The 6,714-nt window shown below is 72.0% G+C and carries 7 protein-coding genes and 1 pseudogene; 3 read left to right on the top strand and 5 right to left on the bottom strand.

Features of this window, described 5'->3' with window-relative positions:
• The coding region (locus PMI01_RS04815) for a DUF3597 domain-containing protein (RefSeq protein ID WP_007663933.1) at window positions 1–335 on the top strand (335 nt) is incomplete at its 5' end.
• A 131-nt stretch (window positions 336–466) separates the two neighbouring features.
• Here PMI01_RS04815 and truA read toward each other — a convergent pair.
• The 3 genes from truA to PMI01_RS04800 form a co-directional block, all read right to left on the bottom strand.
• Window positions 467–1,213 (bottom strand): tRNA pseudouridine(38-40) synthase TruA, encoded by a 747-nt coding sequence (gene truA, locus PMI01_RS04810; RefSeq protein WP_007663931.1) that lies wholly within the window; start codon window positions 1,211–1,213, stop codon window positions 467–469.
• Window positions 1,213–2,139, bottom strand: a complete 927-nt coding sequence (gene fmt, locus PMI01_RS04805; protein ID WP_007663921.1) for a methionyl-tRNA formyltransferase — start codon at window positions 2,137–2,139, stop codon at window positions 1,213–1,215. Before fmt ends, truA begins: the two co-directional genes overlap by 1 nt.
• Before the next feature lie 73 nt (window positions 2,140–2,212).
• A complete protein-coding gene (locus PMI01_RS04800; RefSeq protein ID WP_007663919.1) occupies window positions 2,213–2,605 on the bottom strand; it encodes an acyl dehydratase in 393 nt (130 codons plus the stop codon).
• Between the two features lie 118 nt (window positions 2,606–2,723).
• Here PMI01_RS04800 and PMI01_RS04795 point away from each other — a divergent pair, with 118 nt between their 5' ends.
• Complete coding sequence (locus PMI01_RS04795) at window positions 2,724–4,874, top strand: protein-disulfide reductase DsbD family protein (RefSeq protein ID WP_007663917.1); 2,151 nt, start codon at window positions 2,724–2,726, stop codon at window positions 4,872–4,874.
• 123 nt (window positions 4,875–4,997) lie between these two features.
• Here the strand turns inward: PMI01_RS04795 and PMI01_RS04790 are convergent, their stop codons facing one another.
• Together PMI01_RS04790 and PMI01_RS04785 are read right to left on the bottom strand one after the other, a co-directional pair.
• Window positions 4,998–5,729, bottom strand: coding sequence for a DUF1353 domain-containing protein (locus tag PMI01_RS04790; protein ID WP_007663914.1), 732 nt, complete (start codon window positions 5,727–5,729; stop codon window positions 4,998–5,000).
• A 117-nt stretch (window positions 5,730–5,846) separates the two neighbouring features.
• Window positions 5,847–6,341, bottom strand: coding sequence for a hypothetical protein (locus tag PMI01_RS04785; RefSeq protein WP_007663912.1), 495 nt, complete (start codon window positions 6,339–6,341; stop codon window positions 5,847–5,849).
• Between the two features lie 111 nt (window positions 6,342–6,452).
• On the opposite strand from PMI01_RS04785, the pseudogene PMI01_RS04780 reads away from it, so the two are divergent.
• Window positions 6,453–6,714: pseudogene (locus PMI01_RS04780) on the top strand (glucose-6-phosphate isomerase); the annotation flags it as partial.

Raw genomic sequence — 6,714 nt, 5'->3', positions numbered from 1 at the left:
CCGCCCCCGCCGCGCCGCCGCCCGCGGCGGCCCCGACGCAGGCCCCCGCCGCCGCCGCGCCGGCCCCGCCGCCGCAGGTCATCGACGTCACCGTCATCCTCGACGACCTGGCGACCGGCAATCCTCAGAAGCTGGACTGGCGGCACTCGATCGTCGACCTGATGAAGCTGGTCGGCATGGAGAGCAGCCTGGCTGAGCGCAAGGAACTGGCCGACGAGCTGGGCTATTCCGGCGACAAGTCGGACTCGGCCAGCATGAACATCTGGCTGCACAAGCAGGTGATCAAGAAGCTGTCGGAGAACGGCGGCAAGGTGCCGGCGGAGTTGATGGACTAGGGATTCAGCGGCGCACCCACTTGCCCCCACCTCGCCGCTTCGCGGTCTGTCCGCCCCCATAGGGGGGCGGAACTCTTCCCCCTCTGGGGGAGGAGCGCCGCAGGCGCGGAGGGGGCAAGTGCGGTTCCGCCCTACTCCCCCTCGTACCCGACCCCCGTCAGGTACAGCCCGTCGGCCGGGGCCACCGGCCCGCAGGCCGTGCGGTCCCGGGCGTCCAGCGCCGTGCGCACGTCGTCGGGCGTCCAGCGCCCCACCCCGACCTCGGCCAGGGTCCCGGTCATCGACCGCACCTGCCGATGCAGGAACGACCGCGCCGAAAACTCCAGATGCACCTCGTCGCCGACCCGGCTGACCCGGGCGACGTCCAGCGTCTTGAGCGGCGACTTGGCCTGGCAATGCATGTCGCGGAAGGTCGTGAAGTCGTGCAGCCCGACCAGATGCTGGGCGGCGGCGTGCATGGCCTGCGCGTCGATGGCCTTCTTGACGTGCCAGACCTTGCCGACGTCGAGGGCCGGCGGGGCGCGGCGGTTGAGGATGCGGTACAGGTAGCGCCGCTCATTGGCCGAGAACCGGGCGTGCCAGTCGTCGGGCGCCACGACGGCGTCGAGCACGCTGACCGCCTCGCGCACCAGGTGGGCGTTCAGCGCGTTGGCCACCGTCTCGGCCGGCCAGGCGCGTTCGAGGTCGACATGCACCACCTGGCCGGTCGCATGGACGCCGGTGTCGGTGCGGCCGGCCGCCGCGATGCGCAGTTCCTGGCCGCAGAACGCCTTCACGGCCGCCTCGATCGCCCCCTGCACCGAGGGCAGCACGGCCTGGGCCTGGAAGCCGCTATAGGGCCGGCCGTCATATTCGATCGTCAGGCGGTAGCGGGGCATCAGGCCAGCGCCGTTCCGGCCGCCAGCGGGAAGCCGCGCAGGAACACGTCCGCCTCCTGGGCGCCCTTGCCCTCGCGCTGGGCCTTGAGCAGGCGGACCGCGCCCTCTCCGCAGGCGATCAGCAGGGCGTCGTCCAGGGCCGCGCCGGGCGCGCCCTCTCCGTCCTCGACGCGCGACAGCAGGGCCTTGACCCGCACAAGGCCCTTGTCGGACGGCGCCTCGAACCAGGCGCCGGGGAACGGCGACAGGCCGCGGATGTGGCGGTCGACCTCGGCGGCCGGACGGGTCCAGTCGATGCGGGCCTCGGCGGCCTTGATCTTCCTGGCGTAGGTCACGCCGTCTTCGCCCTGCGGTGTCTCGCGCGCGCCGCCCCGTTCGATGGCGGCCAGGGCGACGGGCAGGATGCGCGAGCCGACGGCGGCCAGCTTGTCGTGCAGGGTCCCGGCCGTTTCCAGCGCGTCGATGCGCACCTGTTCGCCCATCAGCACCGGGCCTTCGTCGAGGCCCTCGCTCATTCGCATCACCTGGACGCCGGTCACCGCGTCGCCGGCCATGATCGCCCGCTGGATCGGCGCCGCGCCGCGCCAGCGCGGCAGCAGCGAGGCGTGCAGGTTGAAGCAGCCCAGGCGCGGGGCCTCCAGCACGTCGCGCACCAGGATCTGGCCGAAGGCCACGACCACGGCGGCGTCGAGGTCCAGGGCCCGGAACGCCTCGATCTCCTCGGCGGTCTTCATCGAGACGGGCGTGCGCACCGGCAGGCCCAGGCTGTCGGCGAAGGCGTGGACCGGCGAGGGCTTGAGGTCCTGGCCCCGGCCGCGCGGCGCGGGGGGCTGGGAATAGACGCAGGCGATCTCGTGCCCGGCGGCGACGAGTTCGGCCAGACAGGCGACGGAGAATTCGGGGGTGCCGAGGAAGGCTATGCGCATGGCCGCCGGTTTAGACGGCCCGACGTCTTGGGGAAAGCCCAAGGCCCGACGCCAGGGCCCTGCTTGGAGGCCCCTACCGCGCGAAGATGCTCCGGGTCAGGCACGAGAACACCAGCCGGCCCGCCTCATCCAGCAGATCATGCTGGGCGATGACGATGCCCTTGCCCTCCCCCACCGGGTCCTTGCCCATCACCGTCATCCGCCCGCGCAGCAGTTCGCCGGCCGGCGGGTTGCGCAGCCAGCGCAGGGCGTCGACGCCCACCCGCTTGGTCTGGGGCCAGACGGCGCTGGCCTCGGCGTCCAGCTTCGACCAGATGGCGAAGACCATGGTGTCGGGCGCGCCGCTGGCCGCCGGCCAGCCCGGCTGAAAGGCGACGCAGAACGCCTCCAGCGCCTTGGCGTCGACGACGGTGGCCCCCAGCGAGACCACCTGGCCGATCTCGATGTCGTCGAAGCTCGCGGGCATGGACAGTCGACTCCCAAACACTGTTGTCCGACCTGATCACGGCGGCTTGGCCATTGTCGAGAGCGCGCGGAGGGGTCATGTGTCTTCCGCACGACTAGACCGCGCCCGGAACCCGTTCATGCTCCTTCGTCGGCTGTTTTCCGTCCTTCCGGCGCTGGTCGTCGCCCTCGCCCTCGGCGCCCCCCTCCTGCCCGGCCAGGCCACGGCCGCCCCGGTCCAGACCGGCCATATCGAGGTCGAGCTGGTGGCCCAGGAGGCCGGCGCCGCGCCCGGCGCGACGGTGTTCGTGGCTCTGCGCCAGAAGATCCAGCCCGGCTGGCACACCTATTGGCGCAATCCCGGCGACGCCGGCGACGCCACCCGCATCGTCTGGACCCTGCCGCCCGGCTGGACGGCCGGCGACATCGTCTGGCCGACCCCGGAGAAGAGCCGGGTCGGGCCGCTGCTCGACTTCGCCTATACCGGCGAGGTGCTGCTGCCGGTGCCGATCACCGTGCCGGCCGACGCCCGGGTGGGCTCGGTCGTCACCCTGAAGGCCGCCGCCGCCTTCCTGGTCTGCGAACAGGTCTGCGTACCCGAGGACGCCGTCGTCACCCTGACCCTGCCGGTGGTGGCCGGCATGCCGGCGACGGATCCGACCTGGGGCGCCAAGATCGCCGACACCCTGGCCAAGGCCCCCAAGCCGGCCGGGCTGAAGGCGGTGTTCAATCTGCAAGGCGGCGTGCTGAAACTGGCCGTCATCGGCCCGCCCCTGAAGGGCGCCGACCTGGGCGGGGCGTTCTTCTACCCCTATTCCGGCAAGGTCATCGAGCATCCGCCCGAGCAGGCGATCGAGCGCGGTCCCGAGGGCCTGACCCTGTCGCTGACGCCGGGCTACGACTTCACGCAGGGCACGCCGCCGACGCAGCTGTCGGGCGTGCTGGCCCTGAACGGCGCGGCCTATGAGGTCACCGCCACGGCCGGGACGATCCCGCCCGGCGCCCAGGGGCTGGGCGCGCCGGCCAAGGCCGCCGGATCGAATCTGGGCCTGCCGCTGGCCGTGGCCTTCGCCTTCCTGGGCGGGCTGATCCTCAACCTGATGCCGTGCGTGTTCCCGATCCTGTCGATGAAGGCCGCCAGCCTGACCGCCCACGCCCACGACGCCGGCAGGACCCGGATCCAGGGCCTGGCCTTCCTGGCCGGCGTGGTCGTCACCTTCCTGGCCCTGGCCGGCCTGCTGATCGCCGTGCGGGCCGGCGGCGACGCCGTGGGCTGGGGCTTCCAGCTGCAGTCGCCGCCGGTGGTGGCGGCCCTGTCGCTGCTGATGCTGCTGGTGGCCCTGAACATGTCGGGCGTGTTCGAGGTCGGGGCCTCGGTGCAGGGCGTCGGATCGCGGGCGAGCGGCGACGGAATCGGCGGTTCGTTCCTGACCGGCGCCCTGGCCGTGGTCGTGGCCGCCCCCTGCACCGCCCCCTTCATGGCCGGGGCCCTGGGCTACGCCCTGACCCAGCCGCCGCTGCTGGCGCTGGCGGTGTTCCTCGGCCTGGCCCTGGGCTTCGCCGCGCCGTTCGTGCTGCTGGCCTTCATCCCCGGTCTGCTGGCCCGCCTGCCGCGTCCCGGTCCGTGGATGGACGTGCTGAAGAAGGGCCTGGCCTTCCCGATGTACGCCACCGCCGCCTGGCTGGCCTGGGTGTTCAGCCAGCAGACCGGATCGATCCCCCTGGCCCTGATCCTGGCCGCCGCCGTGCTGACCGCCTTCGCCGCCTGGCTGTACGGCCTGGCCCAGGCCCGCCGGATCGAGGGTAAGGGCGCGGCGGTTCCGTTCGTCCTGGCCGCCCTGTCGCTGGTGGCCGCCATCGCCCTGGTGGTGGTCGCGGCCCGCGCCGCCCCCGCCGCCTCGCCGTCCGTCGTCGCCGAGACCGCCCCCTCCGGCCCTGGCCTGGCCGCCGAGCCCTGGAGCCCGGAACGCGTCGCCGCCCTGCAAGCCGAGGGCAAGGTGGTGATGGTCGACTTCACCGCCGACTGGTGCGTGACCTGCAAGGTCAACGAAGGCGCCGCCCTGAAGGGCCAGCGCCTGGCCGACGCCTTCAAGGCCGCCAACGCCGTCCTGCTGCGCGCCGACTGGACCAAACGCGACGCCGTCATCGCCGCCGCCCTGGCCGAGCACGGCCGGGCGGGGGTGCCGCTGTACCTGGTCTATCCGAAGGGCGGCGGCGCGCCGGTGATCCTGCCGCAACTGCTGACCGAGGGGCTGGTGATCGAGGCGGTGGAGAAGGCGGCGAAGGGTTAGGCCGAGGCTCACCCACTTGCCCCCTCCGGGCCTTCGGCCCTCCTCCCCCATAGGGGGAAGAACTCCGCCCCCTATGGGGGCGGACAGACGGCGAAGCCGTCAGGTGGGGGCAAGTACGCGCCGCTACTTCTTCTTCGAATCCCCGAACGGCAGCCGGGCCTTGACCTGGTCGAGCGGCGTGCGGGTCACCACCACCGGCGGCGGGGCGGCGATGACCGGGGTGGCGATCGGATAGGCCCGCCAGCCGGTCTGGATCAGGGCGCCGAAGCCCTGGCAGCGCGGCAGGACCCGCACCGCGCCGGTCCTCGGCTTGGCGAACGGCGGCGGTTGGAGCTGGTCCTGGCGCTTGGGGTCGGTGAACCGCCAGTCGGTGGGCAGGCCGTAACCCTTGTCGCCGCCGACCCGCACCGCCTGGTAGGCGATCTTGGCCTGGAACGGCGGCACGCCGTATTTCAGCATGGCCCGCAGGAAGATGGCGTCGGCCTCCTCGCGCTTGCCGGGCTCGCCGATCGTGTAGAGCCAGTCGTGGACGATGGCCGCGCGCGCCGTCGGGCCCTGCGGGTCGACGAAGCCCTGGCCGTACCAGGGCACGCTGGCGAAGTCGGTGACGTACCAGCGCGGCACGACGATCAGCTTGCCGGTCTCCACGTCGCAATAGGGGAACTCGGCGTCGAGGGTGAACAGCTTGCGGCCGTCCTTGGTCTGGTTGAACAGCATCACCGGCTGCGGCGTCAGCGAGCTGGGCGGGGTCGGGGCGACCACCGGCACGAAGACCGTGGTCTTGGTCTCCGTGGTGCAGGCCGCGAGGGTCAGGCCGAGGGTCAGGGTCGCCAGCAGGGCGCGAAGGGAAGGCATGTCTTTGGGATCTTCAGAGGAGAGGCCGGGGTCAAGGCTGGGGGACGCACACTCATTGCACGGCCCATGCCGATCTGCCGAAGCTTTGGGGTGAGTGTATGTCCCCGATCGTGGTCGCTAGGCCGGCGGGGTCGGCGGGGCGGTGATCACCTCGACGTTGTCGTTGAGCAGGTAGACCATGTCGCGCAGGGCCTGGTCCTGGTCCTTGACGGTCTTGGCCGCGCCGACCGCGCCGAGCTTCTCGGGCAGGTCCTGGCTGATGCCGCGCAGGATGCATTTGAGGTCGTCGACCGCGCCGCGCTCCTTCAGCGTTACGTGGCCCTTCATGTCGAGCGCCGACAGCTCGCCGATCTTCGCCTGGAAACCGGCGAAGCCCTTCAGCGGCGTCGCGGCCGCCGCCGGATCGGTCGGCAGGCCCTTGCGATAGGCCTCGGTCTGGGCCTTCAGCCCGCCGGCCCGCTTGACGATGTCGGCGAACAGCGGCTCGGCGGCCACCGAGGCCGGCGCTGCCAAGGCCGAGGGGGCCACGGCGGGCGCCGGGCCCTCGGCTGGCGCGGAACTGGTCGAAGCCAGCCACAGGAAGGCGGAAAAGGCGACGGCGCTGCAGGACATGCTGTTCTCCCCGCGAAAAACGTCATTGGTCTTCATGACGCGGCGGCATCCGTTTGGTAAGCCCGCCCGGGTAAACGCCGATTTACCACCTTCACCAAAAGGAACGCCCGCATGGCCGATCTCGACGCCGCCTGGACCCGCCTGGAAGTCGCCGCCAAGGCCGCCGGTGAAAAGCGCATCGTCGAGATGTTCGACGCAGAACCTGGAAGGCTCACAGCGCTTACGCTGGATGTCGCCGGCCTGCACATCGACCTCTCCAAGCAGGCCTGGGACGAGGCCGGCCTGGAGGCCGCGCTCGACCTGGCCCACGCTGCCGACGTCGAAGGCGCCCGGGCCCGGATGCTGGCCGGCGAGCCGATCAACGGCTCCGAGG

This window comes from Caulobacter sp. AP07 (assembly GCF_000281955.1).
GTDB lineage: Bacteria > Pseudomonadota > Alphaproteobacteria > Caulobacterales > Caulobacteraceae > Caulobacter.
Note: the sequence above shows the minus strand (reverse complement) of the source record. Positions and strands in the feature narration are given on the sequence as shown.